The organism is Rhizobium sp. 01L410, from assembly GCF_056400165.1.
Genome location: NZ_JBFTST010000007.1, coordinates 86,402 through 102,107, shown reverse-complemented (window position 1 = coordinate 102,107; position 15,706 = coordinate 86,402). Strand labels below are relative to the sequence as shown.

General features: G+C 61.0%; 19 protein-coding genes. 6 read left to right on the top strand and 13 right to left on the bottom strand.

Going from position 1 to position 15,706, the window contains the following annotated elements; all coding sequences use genetic code 11:
• Positions 1 to 73: 73 nt before the first annotated feature.
• The 4 genes from AC1DV9_RS16770 to lgt form a co-directional block, all read right to left on the bottom strand.
• The gene (locus tag AC1DV9_RS16770) at positions 74 to 1,225 is read right to left on the bottom strand and encodes a M24 family metallopeptidase (protein ID WP_477949216.1); all 1,152 of its coding nucleotides are present in this window, start codon (positions 1,223 to 1,225) and stop codon (positions 74 to 76) included.
• 4 nt (positions 1,226 to 1,229) lie between these two features.
• Positions 1,230 to 2,024, bottom strand: coding sequence for a peptidoglycan editing factor PgeF (pgeF, locus tag AC1DV9_RS16765; RefSeq protein ID WP_477949214.1), 795 nt, complete (start codon positions 2,022 to 2,024; stop codon positions 1,230 to 1,232).
• A 100-nt stretch (positions 2,025 to 2,124) separates the two neighbouring features.
• The gene (locus AC1DV9_RS16760; protein ID WP_477949511.1) at positions 2,125 to 3,225 is read right to left on the bottom strand and encodes a class I SAM-dependent methyltransferase; all 1,101 of its coding nucleotides are present in this window, start codon (positions 3,223 to 3,225) and stop codon (positions 2,125 to 2,127) included.
• Between the two features lie 22 nt (positions 3,226 to 3,247).
• Complete coding sequence (gene lgt / locus AC1DV9_RS16755) at positions 3,248 to 4,096, bottom strand: prolipoprotein diacylglyceryl transferase (RefSeq protein ID WP_477949213.1); 849 nt, start codon at positions 4,094 to 4,096, stop codon at positions 3,248 to 3,250.
• Positions 4,097 to 4,289: 193 nt separating this feature from the next.
• Here lgt and AC1DV9_RS16750 point away from each other — a divergent pair, with 193 nt between their 5' ends.
• From AC1DV9_RS16750 to AC1DV9_RS16735, 4 genes are all read left to right on the top strand, one after another.
• Positions 4,290 to 4,550 (top strand): accessory factor UbiK family protein, encoded by a 261-nt coding sequence (locus AC1DV9_RS16750; protein WP_112386278.1) that lies wholly within the window; start codon positions 4,290 to 4,292, stop codon positions 4,548 to 4,550.
• Between the two features lie 394 nt (positions 4,551 to 4,944).
• Positions 4,945 to 5,445, top strand: a complete 501-nt coding sequence (locus AC1DV9_RS16745) for a type III secretion system chaperone family protein (RefSeq protein ID WP_477949211.1) — start codon at positions 4,945 to 4,947, stop codon at positions 5,443 to 5,445.
• 6 nt (positions 5,446 to 5,451) lie between these two features.
• Positions 5,452 to 6,270 (top strand): pyrroline-5-carboxylate reductase, encoded by an 819-nt coding sequence (gene proC, locus AC1DV9_RS16740; protein ID WP_477949209.1) that lies wholly within the window; start codon positions 5,452 to 5,454, stop codon positions 6,268 to 6,270.
• Positions 6,271 to 6,275: 5 nt separating this feature from the next.
• Complete coding sequence (locus AC1DV9_RS16735; protein ID WP_112537855.1) at positions 6,276 to 6,617, top strand: tRNA-binding protein; 342 nt, start codon at positions 6,276 to 6,278, stop codon at positions 6,615 to 6,617.
• Here the strand turns inward: AC1DV9_RS16735 and AC1DV9_RS16730 are convergent, their stop codons facing one another.
• The 5 genes from AC1DV9_RS16730 to AC1DV9_RS16710 form a co-directional block, all read right to left on the bottom strand.
• Positions 6,618 to 7,196 carry a DUF1349 domain-containing protein gene (locus tag AC1DV9_RS16730; RefSeq protein ID WP_477949207.1) on the bottom strand — a complete coding sequence of 193 codons (579 nt, stop codon included), beginning with the start codon at positions 7,194 to 7,196 and terminating at the stop codon, positions 6,618 to 6,620.
• A 10-nt stretch (positions 7,197 to 7,206) separates the two neighbouring features.
• Positions 7,207 to 8,583, bottom strand: coding sequence for an ATP-binding protein (locus AC1DV9_RS16725; RefSeq protein ID WP_477949206.1), 1,377 nt, complete (start codon positions 8,581 to 8,583; stop codon positions 7,207 to 7,209).
• A 28-nt stretch (positions 8,584 to 8,611) separates the two neighbouring features.
• Positions 8,612 to 9,310 carry a response regulator gene (locus AC1DV9_RS16720; RefSeq protein WP_112386284.1) on the bottom strand — a complete coding sequence of 233 codons (699 nt, stop codon included), beginning with the start codon at positions 9,308 to 9,310 and terminating at the stop codon, positions 8,612 to 8,614.
• A complete protein-coding gene (locus AC1DV9_RS16715) occupies positions 9,311 to 9,754 on the bottom strand; it encodes a MarR family winged helix-turn-helix transcriptional regulator (RefSeq protein WP_112386341.1) in 444 nt (147 codons plus the stop codon).
• A 428-nt stretch (positions 9,755 to 10,182) separates the two neighbouring features.
• Complete coding sequence (locus AC1DV9_RS16710) at positions 10,183 to 10,809, bottom strand: DUF1236 domain-containing protein (protein WP_477949204.1); 627 nt, start codon at positions 10,807 to 10,809, stop codon at positions 10,183 to 10,185.
• A 257-nt stretch (positions 10,810 to 11,066) separates the two neighbouring features.
• On the opposite strand from AC1DV9_RS16710, the gene AC1DV9_RS16705 reads away from it, so the two are divergent.
• On the top strand, positions 11,067 to 11,711 hold the full coding sequence (locus tag AC1DV9_RS16705; protein ID WP_477949202.1) for an MBL fold metallo-hydrolase: 645 nt from the start codon (positions 11,067 to 11,069) through the stop codon (positions 11,709 to 11,711).
• 57 nt (positions 11,712 to 11,768) lie between these two features.
• Here AC1DV9_RS16705 and AC1DV9_RS16700 read toward each other — a convergent pair whose 3' ends face one another.
• The 3 genes from AC1DV9_RS16700 to AC1DV9_RS16690 all read right to left on the bottom strand — a co-directional run bounded on the left by AC1DV9_RS16700 (position 11,769) and on the right by AC1DV9_RS16690 (position 13,952).
• Positions 11,769 to 12,185, bottom strand: coding sequence for a BA14K family protein (locus AC1DV9_RS16700; RefSeq protein ID WP_112386286.1), 417 nt, complete (start codon positions 12,183 to 12,185; stop codon positions 11,769 to 11,771).
• A gap of 178 nt (positions 12,186 to 12,363) precedes the next feature.
• Positions 12,364 to 12,579, bottom strand: a complete 216-nt coding sequence (locus AC1DV9_RS16695) for a cold-shock protein (protein WP_003581120.1) — start codon at positions 12,577 to 12,579, stop codon at positions 12,364 to 12,366.
• Between the two features lie 482 nt (positions 12,580 to 13,061).
• Positions 13,062 to 13,952 (bottom strand): DMT family transporter, encoded by an 891-nt coding sequence (locus AC1DV9_RS16690; RefSeq protein ID WP_477949200.1) that lies wholly within the window; start codon positions 13,950 to 13,952, stop codon positions 13,062 to 13,064.
• Positions 13,953 to 14,107: 155 nt separating this feature from the next.
• Here AC1DV9_RS16690 and AC1DV9_RS16685 point away from each other — a divergent pair, with 155 nt between their 5' ends.
• Positions 14,108 to 14,527: a DUF3052 domain-containing protein gene (locus AC1DV9_RS16685; RefSeq protein WP_477949198.1), complete on the top strand. Its 420-nt coding sequence runs from the start codon at positions 14,108 to 14,110 to the stop codon at positions 14,525 to 14,527.
• Here the strand turns inward: AC1DV9_RS16685 and AC1DV9_RS16680 are convergent.
• On the bottom strand, positions 14,524 to 15,666 hold the full coding sequence (locus AC1DV9_RS16680; protein WP_477949196.1) for a PQQ-dependent sugar dehydrogenase: 1,143 nt from the start codon (positions 15,664 to 15,666) through the stop codon (positions 14,524 to 14,526). The two genes, AC1DV9_RS16685 and AC1DV9_RS16680, sit on opposite strands and share 4 nt — an antisense overlap.
• Positions 15,667 to 15,706 lie beyond the last annotated feature (40 nt).

The following is a 15,706-nucleotide window of genomic DNA, read 5'->3' as shown; positions in this document are numbered from 1 at the left end:
GCATCAGCCCCGCCCAGTTTATGCGGGCGGGGATGGTCTTGTGTCAATTCCGGATTCTTGCCGGTGAAGTCTCTCAGGCGCCGAGGAAATCCAGTCCGTGGCGCGAAAGCGCCCGCGGTGCACCCGATGTCGTCAGGTAGGTCTGGCCGAGCGTCATGGCAGTTCCGCTGTCGGAATCGGCGATGATCATGTGGACGAAGAGCGACATGTTGGGCTCGATCGGCTGCGGATTGCCGACATGGAACATCTGGTGCTCCATCCAGGACGGCGAGAAGCGGGCGCCGAGCGAATAGCCGCAGGCGTTCAGGCGGTGGCGGGCAAGGCCGCGCTCGTCCATGATCTTGGCATGCATGTCGAACACGTCGCCGAAGGTGTGGCCGGGCGTCAGCACGGTCTCGATCGCCTGCAGGTTTTCCAGGCAGGCGCTGAACAATTCGCGGTGACGGTGGGTCGGTTCGCCGACGACGATCGTGCGCATCATCGCCACATGGTAATGCGCGTAGGTACCGGCCCATTCGATCGTCAGCTGGTCATTGGCATCGAGCTTGCGGCGCCCGGCCTTGTAGCGGCAGAGCAGGGCGTCGGCGCCGGAGCCGATGATATATTCGTTGGCCGGATAGTCGCCGCCGCCGCTGAAGACGGCACCCTGCATGGCCGCGAGAATGTCGGCTTCGTCGGCGCCGGCCTTGGTGAGCCGGATCGCCTGATCCAGCGCATCGTCGGCAAGGGCCGCAGCGCGCTCGACATAGGCGACTTCGGCCGGGCTCTTGATCAGGCGCAGGCGGCTGACGAGATAGGAGGCATCGCTGATCTGGCCGAAGCTCGAAAGCTGCGCGTCGAGCAGGCGGGCGACGCGGCCGGTCATGCCGTGGGTATCATATTCGACGCCGATGCGGGCGCCGAGCAGATCCATTTCGACAAGCAGGTTCTTGAGATCGACGGTCGGATCGGCGTTGACGCGATCGACCCAGACATGGACGTCCTCAAGGATCGAGGTGTGCTTGGCCTGGCGAAGGTCTGCCGAGCGGGTGATCAGCGCCATCGTGCCATCCGCCTTGACCACCAGCGTCTGGAAGAAGCAGTAGCCGAAGGTGTCATAGCCGGCCAGCCAGTACATGCTTTCCTGGGCGAAGATTAGCAGGGCGTCGAGCTTTTCCTCGCGCATCTGTTCGGTGACACGGGCTAGGCGGCTGGCGAACTCGCTCCGTTCGAAGTGCAGTGCCATTGTCTCAAATCTCCCTGATGCTGATCGCTGAAATCTGGCGGCCGTAATCCGGCTCGTTGTTATGGGTGGTGCGGCGGTACGAGAAGAAGCGCTCGCTGTCCGGATAGGTGCAGAGGCCGACGCTTTCGGCGCGCACACCGGCCTTCTTCAACCGGCCGACCGTCAAGGCAGGCAGGTCGAACATCGAATGACCGGGCTTTGCCGACGGAATGAAATATTGCGCGTAAGCAGGATCCTGCGTGACGAAGCGATCGACGAATTCCGGACCGACTTCATAGCTCGCCTGGCTGATCGAGGGTCCGAGGCAGGCGACGATCGCCTCGCGCCGGGCGCCGAGTTTCTCCATGGCAATGATCGTGTTTTCGAGCACGCCGGTCAGCGCACCCTTCCAGCCTGCATGGGCTGCGCCGATAACGCGGTTTTCGGGATCGGCAAACAGGATGGGGCCGCAATCGGCAGCCAGCACGCCGAGGACGATGCCGGGCGTGGCCGTCACCAGCGCGTCGGCCTGCGGGCGATCGCCATCGTAATTTCCATCGACGGTCACGGCGTCGGGTGAATGGACCTGATGGACGGTCGCCAGCTTCTCCAGCGGCTGGCCGAACCAGGCGGCGACGCGGCGGCGGTTCTCGTTGACATGGTCGCGGTTGTCGTTCGATCCGAGGCCGACATTGAGGCCGCGGTAGAGACCTTCGGAGACGCCGCCCTGCCGGGTGAAGTAGCCATGAATGATCGCGTCGTTCGCAACCTGTTTCAGCAGCGCGCTTTCGATCGGTGCGGGTGAAGCCGCGTTTTGCATCAGCGATTCCGGGATGTTTAGAACGGGGTCATTGTTCACCGGATCGTCCGGTGAAGCATTGTCGATTGCGCCGGATGTTGGCGCAGGGCGGCGCGCTCTGTCAATCCACCGGGCGGAAAGGCATGAGATCGACGGCGGGATAGGACACCGCCATCGCCTTGAAAAGCTCGCCCATGCGGCCTTCGCCCGAACCGGCCAGACGGTCGACGGCGCTCTGGATGATCTGCTGGGTCCGCGGCTCGCGGTCGCGCCCAAGAGCGCTGGCACGATCGAGAATGCCGAGGCCGACGAGGAGGTCGCCCTGATGCAGCGCACCGTTCAGATGCAGTCCCGCCGCAACGGCGGTTCTGGCCAGATGTTCGAAATCCACATGGCTGGTGAGATCGGCTTCGCCGGGATTGGCGAGCGGCGGGTCGAATTCATGCATCCGCACTGCCTGCAGCGTATCGCCGAAGCCGCTGACGAGGTGGCCGTAATCGATGGCGAGTGCTGTGCCGCCGAAGGCCTTGAGGCGCTCGCAGATAGCGATCATCACCGACTGGCGGGCCGGCGAGAATTCGAACAGCGTGCCTGCCGGCATGGTCTGCGCGCCATCTGGCAGCAGGGCCGGATCGATGCCGGCAACACCGGCGGCAAATGTCAGCTCGCCCTCGGCGTCGAGGCCGACCATGCGTTCACGGAAGCCGGTCGGTGTCTTGACGAACTGGCGGATCGGGATGGCGTCGAAGAGTTCGTTGGCAGCAATCAGCGTGAATCCGTCAGGGACTTCGTCGAAATCATTGTGCCAGGTGATTTTGCCATCATGAGCCTCGAGCGTCTGGCTCTGGACGTCGCGCAGCCGCTCGCTGGTCTCGACCAGATGCACGCTCATGTTTTCGAAGAGCGGCGGGGCGAGGCGGGCGATGACGCGCAGCATGTCCGACATCATGGTGCCGCGGCCGGGGCCGATCTCGACGAGGCGGACACCCGCCGGCGTGCCATGCTGCTGCCAGGCGTGAACGATGAACACGCCGATCATCTCGCCGAAGAGCTGGCTGACCTCCGGGGCGGTGACGAAATCGCCGGAACGGCCGAAGGGTTCGCGCACACGGTAATAGCCGTGTTCGGGGTCAGCGAGGCACAGCGAGAAGTAATCGGTCACGCTGATCGGGCCGTTCGCCTGGATGATCGCCTTGATCTTTTCACCGAGTGCGGTGGTCATGGTGGTCACGTCCGGTCTGCGTTCAGTTCTGCAGCGCGACCTGGCGGCGGGCGCGCATGATCGCCCAGAGGCCAAGCAGCATCATCGGGAAGGACAAAACCATCCCCATGGTCAGCCAGCCGGTGCCGAGCAGGTAGCCAAGCTGCGCATCCGGCTCGCGGAAGAATTCCACGAAGATACGCGAGAGGGCATAGCCACAGACGAAGACGCCGGAAATGAGGCCCGGCGATTTCAGGGCGCGAAAGCCGTAGATCAGAAGCGCCAGAACGGAGAGAAGCACGATGCCCTCGAGGCCCGCTTCATAAAGCTGGCTCGGATGGCGGGCAAAGGGACCACCGCTTGGGAAGACGACGGCCCAGGGCACATCGGCGAGACGGCCCCAGAGTTCACCGTTGATGAAATTGGCGATGCGGCCGAAGAACAGGCCGATCGGAACGACACCGGCGACGATATCGAACAGGCTCCAGATCGGGATGCTGTTCTTGCGGGCAAACAGGATCATGGCGATCGTCGTGCCGATGATGCCGCCATGGAAGGACATGCCGCCGTTCCAGATCTGGATGGCGCGGATCGGGCTCTCGATCACCGCAGGCATGTCATAAAAGAGGATGTAGCCGATGCGTCCGCCGAGAACGATGCCGAGGGCGGCCCAGACGACGAAATCGTCGAGCTGCGCCTTGGTGACCGGCGAAGCATTGCCCGGCCACAGGCTGTCATTGCCGGCGATGCGGCGCGCATAGGACCAGCCGAGCATGATGCCGACGACATAGGCCAGGCCATACCAGTGGATGGCGAGCGGGCCGATCGAGAAGGCGATAGGATCGATATCCGGAAACGGCATGATTGCCATAAGATTGGCTGCAGTCGGCAAAGCTTTCCCACCCGTTGATGTGCGCGGAACATGGCGTTGCGATACGAGGCGGTCAAGTCGATTGTGAGGCAGGGCAGGGCGAGGCGGGCTCTTATCCAGAGCAAAGCGCTTGCATCCTTAACGGCGAAGCCCTACCTCCATTTTCAGAGGCCACGGGCCTGAAGAAACTTGTCGCGCGAAGGAGAAGACTGCCATGACGACTGGAACAAACCGCATCATGGACGAATTCGCAAAGTTGATGACCGACGCAGCCGGCGCCGCCCAGGGCGTGCGCAAGGAGGTCGAGACGGCCTTCAGCGCTCAGGCCGAGCGCTGGCTGAACAGCATGGACGTCGTCAAGCGCGAGGAATTCGAAGCCGTGCGCGAGATGGCCATCAAGGCGCGCGACGAAAACGATGCGCTGCTGGCACGAGTCGCAGCGCTTGAGGCGCAACTCGCCGCAAAGAAGAAATAATTCCCGTTTTGCTACAAGATGTGGTGTGGCGCTTTTGCGACACGCCGCATCTCAGACAGAAAATCGGGTGGGTTTATCCACCTGTGGACACTGCCAAAAAAGCCAATGGGCAGAGTCGCTTATCTCCCCCTCCTGAATCTGATTTCGAGAAGCTGTCCACAGTACCTTTCGGGAAATAGCCCGGTCGGGGGCTGGCTTGTCGCCGGTCTGATTATACACTGATTTTAAATGATGATTCGAACCGGACGGCGGTAAGCTCCAGGCAGGTTTCCTGCGTTAAGTCTGGGTTGCGGTTCAAGGGTCATCGAAATGGTGTTCCGGTATTTGCGTGTGCTTTGCTTGTGTTTTGTAGACCCAAGTCAGTCGCATTCATTCCCGGTCAAGAAGGTGCTGCATGAGCCTGATGGAATTGGAATTCGAGCGTCAGTCGAACCCGGTCGATATGATCGAGTACGTCGCCGCCAATAATGACTGGGCATTTGAACGGTCAGGCGACGACGAGATCGCGATGACGGTCGAGGGGAAGTGGGCCGATTACCACATCTCCTTTTCCTGGATGGAGGAGTTCGAAGCCCTGCATCTCGGCTGCGCCTTCGATATCAAGGTGCCGGAAAATCGGGTCAACGAAGTCACCAAGCTGCTTGCAGCCATCAACGGCCAGGTGCTGATGGGCCATTTCGACCTGTGGCGCCAGGAAGACGTCGTGATCTTCCGTCAGTCGCTGCTGCTGGCCGGTGGCGCCGAGCCCACCAACCGTCAGGTCGAAGTGCTGCTTTCCAGCGCGCTCGATACCTGCGAAGTCTATTATCAGGCATTCCAGTTCGTCATCTGGTCCGGCCTCGATGCCGCCAAGGCGATGGAAGCCGTTCTGTTCGAAACTGTCGGCGAAGCGTAATTCCTCATGTCCACCCTGTCTTCTGATCCCATCGTTCTCATCGGCGCCGGCAATATGGGGGGCGCGATGCTCTCCGGCTGGCTGAAGAACGGCGTACCCGGTTCGTCCGTGGTCGTCGTCGATCCCGGTCCGTCGCCGGCGATGATGAAGACGATCTCCGATGCCGGTGCCACGCATGTGACGGCGGCTCCGGATGGTCTGAAGGCCGGCGTCCTGTTCATCGCGGTCAAGCCGCAGGTGATGGAAGCGGTTCTGCCGCCAGTGAAGAAGACGGTCGGGCCGAACACGGTCGTCGTTTCGGTTGCAGCGGGAAAGACGATCGGCTTCCTCGAAAAGCATCTCGGCGAAGCGGCCATGGTTCGCGCCATGCCGAATACGCCCGCCATGGTCGGCCGCGGCGTGACCGGCGCCTTCGCCAATTCAAAGGTCAGCGCCGAACAGCGCGACCGCGTTCATTCTCTTCTTCGCGTATCCGGTCCAGTTGAGTGGGTTCCGGCCGAGTCCGACATCGATTCCGTTACGGCCTTGTCGGGCAGCGGCCCTGCTTACGTGTTTTATCTCGTCGAGTGCATGGCTGAGGCAGGCCGTAAACTTGGCCTGCAGGCGGACCTGGCCATGCGTCTTGCACGGGAAACGGTCGCGGGGGCTGGTGAACTTCTCCACCAGTCCCCCGACGACGCTTCCAAGCTTCGCCAGAATGTTACGTCTCCGGGCGGCACTACTGCCGCGGCTCTTGCCGTGCTGATGGCGGAGAAGGGAATGCAGCCGCTGTTCGACGAAGCTCTCGAGGCGGCGCGCACGCGTGCGCAGGAACTGGCAGGCTGACCGAAATGGCTGACGAGATCACCTATGCCGATTTCGAACGCGTCGATATCCGTGTCGGCACCGTCATCGAAGCCTCGCCATTTCCCGAGGCGCGCAAGCCGGCGATCAAGCTGCTGATCGATTTCGGCCCCGAGATCGGCGTCAAAAAATCCTCGGCACAGATCACCGTGCACTATGATCTCGACAACCTCGTCGGCCGCCAGGTGCTCGGCGTCGTCAACTTCCCGCCACGCCAGATCGGCCCGTTCCGCTCGGAAGTGCTGACGCTCGGCTTTGAAGACGAAGCAGGCGCGATCGTGCTGGCGGCAACGGACAAGCCGGTGCCGAACGGCAAGAAGTTGATGTAATCAATGGATATCGCGCGAGACCGGGTCGGTCAGCGTGAAGGAATGGAATGTTGCCTCGAAGCCGCCGCGTTGCGGTGAGCAGAAGGCGGGGCCGACCTGCAATTCCTCTATCGATGGGTCGAACCATGCAAGGCGCGCCATGCGCCATTCGGTCATGACATCCGTGCGGTACTGGATGAACAGCGCGTCGCCGTTGCGGGTGACGCGGACGGACATGACGTTGAAGGCGTGGTCGATGCGGAAGGCGGACCAGTCGGAATTGCCGTTGGTGACGACGGTGCTGAAATGCATCGCGCCGTCGGTATATTCGATCCCGCATTTCATCCAGCGCTTCTCATCGGCGCGGATCATCAGGCCCGCTTGATCATAGAGCGCCTGGTAGCGGCCTGAGAAGGTGACTTCGGCGGTGAAATCGCCCTTGCGCTGCTGATGCAGGAAATGCCCGTCGTCGCGGTGGAACCCGTAATAGGTGCCTTGCCAGAAATCTGTCTTCTCGCCGGAACGCACCTGCAGCGCGCCGTCGCGGACATCTACTGAAACAGGCGGGTTGAGCCAGGTCATCTCATTGAAAGCGGCCATTGCGGGGAACTCACGCGGGAACGCGGATGATGGCGCGCAGGCCACCCAACGGGCTGTCGCCGAGCGTCACGTTGCCGCCGTGGCTGCGGGCGATATCGCGGGCGATGGCGAGGCCGAGGCCGGTGCCTGAATCGTCGAGGTTGCGGGCTTCGTCGAGGCGGAAGAACGGCTTGAAGACGTCTTCGCGGTTCTTCTCGGGAATGCCGGGGCCGTCGTCGTCGAACGTCAGTGTCAGCCACTTGGCGCTGTGCTTGGCCTCGATATTCAAGGAGCTGGCGTAGCGGCGTGCATTCGAGGCGAGGTTCATGACCAGCCGGGTGAAGGCGTTGGGACGGACGGAAATCTCGTCGTCGCCTTCGATGGAATAGGTGAGGGTCTTTTCGTGGAGCGAGAAGTCGGCCTCGATCCGTTCCATGATCTCGCTGAGCTTCAGCTCGCCGACATCTTCCTCCACCTCCGTGCGGGCGAAAGCCATATAGGCCTCGAGCATCGACTGCATGTCGTTGACGTCGTCGGCCATGCCCTGCAAGTCGGGATTGTTGCCAGCGAGCGCCAGTTGCAGCTTGAAGCGGGTGAGGATGGTGCGCAGGTCGTGGCTGACGCCCGTCAGCATGGCGGTGCGCTGCTCCATCTGCCGCTCTATGCGCTCGCGCATCAGGATGAAGGCAAGGCCGGCGCGGCGGACCTCGTCGGCGCCGCGCGGATAGAAGTTCTCGGCCTTCTGGCCCTTGCCGAAGCTTTCCGCGGCGGCGGCCAACGCCTGGATCGGCCGGATTTGGCCGCGCAGGAAGAGGATGGAGACGCCGATCAGCACCAGGGAGGCGCCGACCATCCAGACGATGAAGATGTGAGTGTTCGAGGCGTAGGTCTGATTGCGTTTGGTCAGAACCCGCAGGATCTTGCCGTCCAGCTTGATGCGGATTTCGACGAGATTGGAATCGCCGAGCGTATCGAGCCAAAAGGGCCGTTTGATCTGGTCGGTGAGCTCATCGGACAGGATGCCGTCAAGGATCGAGAAGAACGGTTTTTCGCGCGGCGGGGGCAGGTCGCCATCAGGCTCGACCGAAATCTGCAGCTTCATCTGCTCGCGGGCGATCCGCGTGATCGCGGTATAGTCGGCGTCCTGCGGATAGGTGTCGATGATCTGGATGATCGCGGCGATATCCTGGGTGACGGCCATCGACAGCCGCTGCGTCACCATCTGCCAGTGGCGTTCCATGAATACGGCGGCGACCACCGACTGCAAGAGCAGCATCGGCATGATGATGATCAGCAACGAGCGGACGTAGATGCCCGTGGGGAGGCGGCGGCGCAGAAAGCGCGCGAACCACTTCCAGCCGGTGGCGGGCAAGCGCTCTTCGCGCCGCAGGCTTTCGAAAGTCACCATCTCAGTTGCGATCCTGACGTCCGGAGCTTCAATCGATACTCAGCCTGTATCCTATACCACGAACCGTCTGCAGCCAGACAGGGTTCGCCGGATCGTCCTCGATCTTGCGGCGCAGACGGTTGATCTGCACGTCGATGGTACGTTCTCCAACCTCGACATCGTCGCCGATCAGCTCGTGGCGCGGAATGGTGTCGCCGGCGCGCTTGGCGAAGAGCAGCATGATTTCCTGCTCGCGATCGGTCAGGCGGATGACTTCCGCCGCCTTCTTCAGCTCCTTGCGAGTCAGCGAGAAGGTGTAGGGGCCGAACATGATCTGCTCGATCTTCGGCGCATCCGATGCGTTGCGGCGAAGAATATTGTTGACGCGCAGCACCAGCTCGCGCGGATCGAAAGGTTTCGACAGATAATCGTCGGCGCCGGCCTCAAGCCCGGCGATGCGATTGTCCGACTCTGCCAGCGCTGTCAGCATGATGATCGGAACGTTCTTGATCGCACGCAATCCGCGAGTGACGTCAATGCCCGACTCTCCCGGCATCATCACGTCCATGATGATCAGGTCGAAGTCGAGGCCGGCAAGCTTGCGCTGTGCCTCGGCGCCATCTGCCGCCACGGTTACCCTGAAGCCGTTCTCGGTCAGGTAACGGTTCAGCAGCGCCCGGATGCGTGTGTCGTCGTCGACAACAAGCAAATGCGCTGCATCATCTGAAATGATTGTCTTTCCCGTCATTCAGTCCGCTTTCGATGTTTGCCTGTCCCGCATGCCCCTCAGAAATGCCTTCACGCTCTCGCGCGTCTCAAGAGAAGCATTGTCGAATGCCCTCTCAATGCGGCGCGATTGCGGCTCCGCCAGAGCAAGCGCCAGTTCGCGCCCCGTCTTTGTCGGATAGAGTTTGCGCTGGCGCCGGTCTTCGGGGCCTGCGACTTGCCTAATGTATCCAGAATCGATCAGCTGTTTGAGCACTCGAGCGAGGCTCTGCTTGGTAATCTTCAATGTATCGAGAAGATCGGCAACGGTCATGCCGGGTTCACGGTTAACAAAGTGTACCACCCGGTGATGCGCCCGTCCGAAGCCGCTGGTTTCGAGGATCGCGTCCGGATCGGAGACGAAATCGCGGTAGGCGAAGAAGAACAGCTCGATGATCTCGAAGTCGATGATGCCGGTGTTTTCCATCGGCGTGGCCAACGGTTCAGGCTTGCCTGTTTTCTGGCCTGTCTGTCTTGCCGGCACGTCATTTCCTTTCTCATCCAATGCGTTCCGGGAAATACGCGCAGACAACGGCTCAGCATTATCCGATGCAAATCTATGCTGCCGACAGTTCCCCCGGACTTTGCAGAGTATCGGCCTCGACCCGCCTTTTTCAAAGCCGGCCGATCTCCGCTTCCCAATACAAGGCATATTTTCCCGGCGGCGTCAGTCGATAAAACGCAAATGGGACAACAATCAACAAGGGATGGCATGCGCGTGCCGGAGGATAAACTGCGGCTGCACTCTCCTGTTCACGCCTGCGGCAACCTTTACGGAGTAACTTGTCCACAGAAATGCAAAAAGGCGGCCAGGCGGCCGCCTTTTCTGTTTCATTGCGGAACGTCCGGCCGGTCTTACTGATAGACGTAGACGATGCGGCGCGTGCCGGGATCAACCAGGACGGGCCGGTCGTTGATCCGCGTATAGCGGTACTGATAGTCCGGAATCTCCTGGAAGGTCACGTCACCGGGCACTTCGGCACCGACGACCACCTGACCGCCAAGCTCGACAGTCTGACCGGGATTGGTGTCGATATAGGTGCGGACCATCTCCGGCGGCGTGACTTCCTCGACCGATCCGACCGGACCAATCAGTTCGTCACCGGGCTGCGGATCGACAGGCTGCGGATCTGTGGCAACCACGCTCGACGTGCTTTCATAGGTAACGACGGGCACGCCAAGCGTTGTCTGGTTCTGCTGGACGACGACAGGCGTGCCTTCGCGCTCGACCTGCAGATAATCGGCATAGACCCAGCCACGAACACCGTTCACATCGACGCGGCACCAGCGGCTACCTTCGATACAGCCATCGAGATAGGCGGAAGAACCGCGGGTTGCGATGCCGACAGATGGGTATTGAGGGCCGGGGCCGGCGCGGACGTTGAGATCGTTGATGGCCGTGGCGGCCATTTCCGCATTGGCAAAGCCAGCGCTTGCGGCAAGCACGGCGCCTGCCAGGAAAAGGTTTCTCGTCATGGTCATTTCCATTTCTCCTTTTTGCTGGGCTGGAAACGCACCGTTCACTTTCCGGTTCCAAAACCGGCCACTCTATTAATTCCACTTTCGGGCGATATTTCCGTAAGCCATTGATATTAAACAATTATCGCGGAATTTTTAACCTGCTTTTGCGCTGTAAACTGTTGTTACGGCCTGTCGCGGCCGCGTGAGGCCCGGGCAAAAGCTGCTTTCAACGGACGGCATTCCGGCTATAGCTAGGGCCTGAAACAAGAGAGGCACACATGGGCATGCTCCAGGCCGGCATCATTCCGGTGACACCCTTCCAGCAGAACTGCGCGGTTCTTTTCGACCCCGATACCAAGGAGGGCGTGATCGTCGATCCGGGCGGCGACGTTCCGGCGATCCTGGATGTGATCAAGGAGAACGGCTTCAAGATCAAGGAAATCTGGCTGACGCATGGCCATCTCGACCATGCCGGAGGAGCGAAGGATCTGAAGGCGGCGCTCGGTATCGATATCGTCGGTCCGCACAAGGATGACCTGCCACTGCTGCAGCGGATCGAAACGCAGCAGCAGAAATACGGCATAACGGGGCTGAAGAATGTCGAGCCTGATCGCTGGCTCGAAGATGGCGGCAAGGTGTCCTTCGGCAGCCACGAATTCGAGGTCTATCACACGCCGGGCCATGCGCCCGGGCATGTCATCTATTTCAACCGTGCGCAAAACTTCGCCCATCTCGGCGACGTGCTGTTCAACGGCTCGATCGGCCGCACCGATCTTCCGGGCGGCGATCACGAGCAGCTGCTTCAGTCCATTCGCGAGAAGGTGCTGCCACTGGGTGATGACGTCGGCTTCATTTGCGGTCATGGGCCAGGGAGCCGGATCGGCGACGAGCGGCGCAGCAATCCATTTCTGCAGGGCATCTGACAAAACAAAAGCGCCGCTCGATCAGCGGCGCTTCGTTATTCGCTACAGCTTGCGAACTCAGCCAGCGGTGCAGAAATGCTCACGGCCATCGTTGCCGATGAAGGTGCCGGTGCCCGGGTCGAAGCTGCGGTAACGGTACGAGCAATAACGCTGCCACTGCGGCGTCCAGGGCTCAAGGCCAGCGCGGACCGGCTGGTAGTAGCGAGGCGGCGGCGCACGATAGACCGGAGCGTCATATTCCGGCTCGTAGACCGGTTCGGCATAGCGCGGCTCGTCGTAATAGTAGCGCGGCTGGTTGGAGTTGGCGATTGCCGAGCCAACGATCAGGCCGGTTGCGAGGCCCACAGCACCGCCGACGAGGGCGTCGTTGTTGTGGTGACGGCGCCAGCTGTCGGCGGAGGCTTCGCTCACAGCGGAAAGGCTGAGAGCGGCGGCTGCGGCCGTCAGAATAAGTGTCTTTGCGATCTTGTTCATGACCTTGTCCTACTTTCCAAGACAGCGAGAAGTGCTGTCTATAAACTCTTCAAAGCGGCAGCGGGTTCCTGCGCCGTTAGGATGAGACGATAGTGGCGGCTATCTGAACGGATGCTGAATAACAAAACCCGGCATCTCTGCCGGGCTTCCACTCGAATAGATCGCGTTGTTTCGGGATTTAGCCGGAAATCTGAAGATTGACGGCCTTCGGTCCCTTGCCGCGGCGGTCCGGCTCCGTGTCGAAGCTTACCTTCTGATTTTCCGTCAGGCCGGCCAGGCCGGAAGCCTGAACGGCAGAGATGTGAACGAAGATGTCCGCGCCACCCCTGTCCGGCTTGATGAAGCCGAAGCCCTTGTCAGTATTGAAGAATTTCACAGTCCCAGTCTCGGCCATGCGTCAGGTCCTTTTCTCTCTGCCCGCCATCCACACGGGCAGCATCAATTAAGCCCCTTCCGGAGCGTTGGCAGGCAGTTCTTGAATTTCGAGAAAAAGGTCCCCTCTACCTCGGCCTGTCTCGTGGTGGGATTATTCCCCATCTTATTGAGACTGGCTGACCGGAATATTAGCGTTTCCGGCGCGCACTTTCTTAAGGACTTCCCATGCTCGCAAAATGCCCGAACGCCCCGAGATTGCTGCGATTATTGAGAATTGGCAAGCAAAAGTTTTTTAACGTGTTGTCGGAAGCGCAGTCCCGCCGGGTATCCTATTTGCGCCAAAACGCAAAAAATCGCTCCCCGCGCGCGCATGATTAACGTTTTGTATCGTCTGCAATATATTTTGTGAGGAGATTTTCCCAAAAACACAACGCTAGCGGGTTATCGGAGCATTCGAAAAAAAATTTCGAATCAGGCCGGGCGTGCGTGCTGGATGCGGTTTCAGGCAGGCTGGGTGCGGCGGCGGGTCAATTCCGGGACGATTTCGACCACAAGCATAGCGGTAAACATCAGCCCGCATCCGATATAGCCCACAGGCGGAATGGTTTCGCCGAGGATGAGGGCGGCCAGCGACGAACCGAACAGCGCTTCCGAAGACAGGAAGATCGCCGCCTGCGACGGCGTCGTGTAGCGCTGGCCGATGACCTGCAGCACGAAGGCGACGCCGGACGAGAAGATACCGACATAGAGGATCTCCGGTGCCGCGCCGCGGATGGCGTCCATGCTGATCGGCTCGACGATAGCGGCGACGATGAGGGCGCAGACCGCGGTGACGGCAAACTGCGATGCCGAGAGCGCCAGCGGCCGGCCGGTCTCCTTGACGGTGATGCCGGCAAGGGTGATCTGGATGGCCCAGAAGCCGGCGCAGATGACCGTCAATCCGTCTCCGACCGTGAGTGCCGAGAGATGGCCGCCCGATAGAAGAAAGATGCCGGCGATCGCCATGGCCGCTGCCGGCCAGATGATCCAGTGCGGCGGGCGGCGCAGGAAAAGTACCGCGATGACCGGGACGAAGACGACGTAGAGGCCGGTGATGAAGCTCGAGTTGGTGACCGATGTGGTCTGCAAGCCGATCTGCTGGGTCGAGGCGCCGCCGAAGAGGGCCAGTCCGATCGCAAGATAGATGCCGAGTTGCCGCTTGCTGGTTTTCACCTTCGCCTTGCGGCTTTCCAGAAAGACGAAGGGCAGGACGGCGGCGGTGGCGACTGCGAAACGAAGGCCAATGAACCAGAACGGGCCGATGGCTTCCATCGCCGTCGATTGCGCGACAAACCCGCCGCCCCAGATGGCGGCCGCAAGCAACAGCAACAGGTTCGCTTGGACGCGAGTCATGGCATTCCTCGATGCGGGGAGAGTGATGAAACCGTGGTTAGCAGTTGCCTTTTGTTTCAGCAAGCCGGAATAAACGGAGAGTTCGGTCTCAAGGGTGATCGCATGAGAGAGCATAACGGCAGGACGTTTTGCCATCAGCCGGCACGGCTAAGCCGATGAGCGCCGGCTATTCGGGAACGCCGCTCGAAAAGAAGCTGGGGCTGAAGGCAGGGCAGGCAGCGCTGCTGATCGGCGTGCCCCAAAGCGTCCCAGCGCTTGCCGATTTCGCGCATTTCAGCCGGGTCGAACTGGTAGCGCCTGAGAAGGAGGCGCGCTTCGACTACATCCATATCTTCGAGACCCGGCGCGCAGCGCTGGACGCTTTGGCGCCGCGATTGCGGCAGCTGGTGCAACCTGACGGGATGATCTGGATATCTTGGCCCAAGAAGGCATCGAAGCTGCCGACTGATGTTACCGAAGACGTGCTGCGGGAGGTGCTGCTGCCGACCGGTCTCGTCGATGTGAAAGTCTGCGCCATCGACGAGATATGGTCGGGCTTGAAATTCGTCGTCCGCAAGGAGTTCAGGGGCGGTTAGCCGTCCTGGTTTACGGCGCGCGCGACGCGCAACAAGGCGCCGTCGCTCTCGTCCGTCACCATCAGCAATGCTCCATCGGGTGCGACGGTGATATCGCGGATACGGCCGTATTGGCCTTCGAACATGCGCTCCTCGCCAACGAATTTGCCGCTGTCGTCGCGCTGCATGCGCGACAGCAGCTGGAATTTCAGTGCGGCGACCAGCATGTCGCCATCCCATTCGGGAAACATCTTGCCGCGATAGACGGCGATGGCGCCGGGGGCAATGGATGGATCCCAATAGTGGAGGGGCTGTTCCAGTCCTTCCTTGGCCGTGCCTTCGCCGATCTTGGCGCCCGAATAATCGACGCCATAGGTGATGACGGGCCAGCCGTAATTCTTGCCCGGCGCGATGAGATTGATCTCGTCGCCGCCGCGAGCGCCGTGCTCGACGGTGTAGAGGTTGCCGTCGGCGGCATCGAAAGTGATGCCCTGCGGGTTACGATGACCCTTCGACCAGATTTCAGGCCGTGCCTTGGCGCCGTCGCGGAACGGATTGTCCGCAGGAATGGTGCCATCGGCGTTCACATGGACGATCGAACCGGCGTCATCCTTGAAGTCCTGCGAGCGGTCGCGGCTGCCGCGGTCGCCGACGCTGATAAACAGGCTGCCGTCCCCGGCGATGGCGATGCGGGAGCCATACTGGATGTTGCCGCCGGTGAATTTCGCCATGGTGAAGATCGGCTTGACGTCCTCTAGTGTGCGTTCGTCTGCGGAGAGCTTTGCGGAGAAGGCTTCGGTGCCTGACCCTTGGTTATTGGCAATGGCGGCAGTGAAATAGAAAATGCGGCTTTGGGCGAAATCCGGGGCGAGCGCCACATCCATCAGGCCGCCCTGGCCGCGGGCGCTGACCTCAGGCATGCCGGCAAGCGGTTCGGAGACCTCGCCATCGCGGATGATCCGGATATTGCCGGGACGTTCGGTGACGAGATAAGCGCCATCGGGCATGACCTCGACAGCCCAAGGATGATCGAGCCCCGTTGCCAGCGTCTCGACGCTGACCGCGACGTCCTTGGTCTGCACCCTGTCGGCTGCATATGCAGCGCCTGCCATTGCAAATGCGGCACCTGCCGTCAAAGCGACGCGCAATCCCTTGAGCATGTTGATAATCTCCCCGTTTTACCATCCAGCCGGTTAGGTG